This window comes from Achromobacter semiaridum (genome assembly GCF_053543755.1).
Window position 1 is genome coordinate 1 of the sequence record NZ_JBLVOL010000089.1, and the last position, 1,689, is coordinate 1,689.

Consider the following 1,689-nt stretch of genomic DNA (forward strand, 5'->3'; position numbering starts at 1 on the left):
ACCTTAGATCGGCAGACCGTTGTTACCCGCGTAGGACCGCCCATCACGGCGCGCTCCGCGATTCGATATCCATTGCCTCCGGCCATTCAACCAACGGCGCCCAACGCAGCGCCAGGTTGTATGCCGGCACGTCATTCGCATCGCGTGGTTCGATGTCGCACGGCGGCAAGGCGTCGGGGCCTTGCTGCATGTAGGTGCAGACATAGGCCCAGAGATTGTCCAGATCGTTGTTGCTGGTGCTGAGGTGGATACGTTCGATGACGTCGTTCGTGCCGGGCTTGACGATGGCCATTGAGACGCCCCATTTGATCATCAGGGTGCCACTGGACGAGGCGCCCCATTGCTCCCAGACTTCCGCGCGAACGTCGTCCCAGTTGTAGCTGGCGGTGGTGACGTACCAGTGCGAAAAGGGCCTCCACCAGACCATGTGGAAGTCGTAAACGTAGATTTCTCGCCGAGCGCGGTTGAAGCGGATCGGTAGGTCGCGGGGTTGATTGACCTCGGTTCGATATACAAGAACGGTGATCCAGATGCATAGCGCCATGACGAGCAGCGCGGCCAGAACCATAAGCAGATGGTATGCACTAAAAGTGGATAGCGCGCGCAAAACCACCCTAAGAAGGACGAGTGGCGACTCAACGACGGAGCAATAACCCATTAAGACCACCCCGTACAGCAAAATTCCACGAATGGTGGACGAACGCCTCGACAATTCCAAGTAAATGTCGTCAACGTGGTTCGGCGCATCCGCCCTTATGCTTGGCGTCACGACAGGTGGGTCACCAGGCCCCGGCAAATCGCGTTTCCATCCCGCACACTGCGGAACAAGTTTGGATCGCGCCATTAAGCCACCTCCGTCATTGTGATGCTGGCATAGCCGGCGACATCGTCCTTGTCACACCAATAGGCGATGCTGACCGTAGCACTCTTGATTCCGTGTAGGGGTTCGAGCCAGTATTTGCAAGCTAGCACTGGCGCTTCCTTAGTCGGCAATACATGGCCCTTAGGCGTCAACCATCGAAACTCATCGAGAGCCGGAGCCCTTAGGGCGCTGTTGTGATGAACGGCCTCGAGCACGCCTTCCATCGCCGCCGGAGCGTGTCGTCCGACTTTGTCTATCCCGAAGCACTCTACAAGCAGCTTGAATTCATAGCGTGACACCTCCGGATCGAAGCCGGGCAGGACGATTCGATAGCCGAGCTCGGAGCGCGACTCCATGCCGCCCGACGCCTGGATTTGCAATATGTCGGCCGCCAGAAGCGAATCGACGTCCATCGGCCGCACGACCGAACGAAAGCCGAGGATCGCCTCCATACCAATAAGTGCGGCATTCAGTTCCGAAATCGCGGCATCCATTTGATCTGCCGTCAGCCAGCGGAAGTTAGGCTCTGCCTGACCGAAATACGAACGACGAGCCCATAACTCCAGGGCATCTGACTCTCGCGCTTTTGCAGTCTGCGACAGAACGAACCCTAAAAGCCCGACCGCAATCCCGATGCCTAGCGGTCCCATCAACACCGGCTTAGTCGCGGCCCCAAGCACACTAAAGAAAGCTGCAGAAAATGAGGCTAACCCAGCGACCATGTATGCCTCGCTTACATCTCGATCCCCCAACCCATCCGCACGCCACGCCGCCGCAAACGCACCCACCCCGTCCGCCACTCCCCCCAACGCCGCTATCGCCCCACC

General features: G+C 58.5%; 1 protein-coding gene and 1 pseudogene. Both read right to left on the reverse strand.

Annotated features, from left to right (window positions below):
* Positions 1-43: 43 nt before the first annotated feature.
* Positions 44-568 carry a DUF6708 domain-containing protein gene (locus tag ACNPP0_RS22210; RefSeq protein ID WP_448707025.1) on the reverse strand — a complete coding sequence of 175 codons (525 nt, stop codon included), beginning with the start codon at positions 566-568 and terminating at the stop codon, positions 44-46.
* Positions 569-843: 275 nt separating this feature from the next.
* Positions 844-1,689, reverse strand: a pseudogene (locus tag ACNPP0_RS22215) (hypothetical protein); the annotation flags it as partial.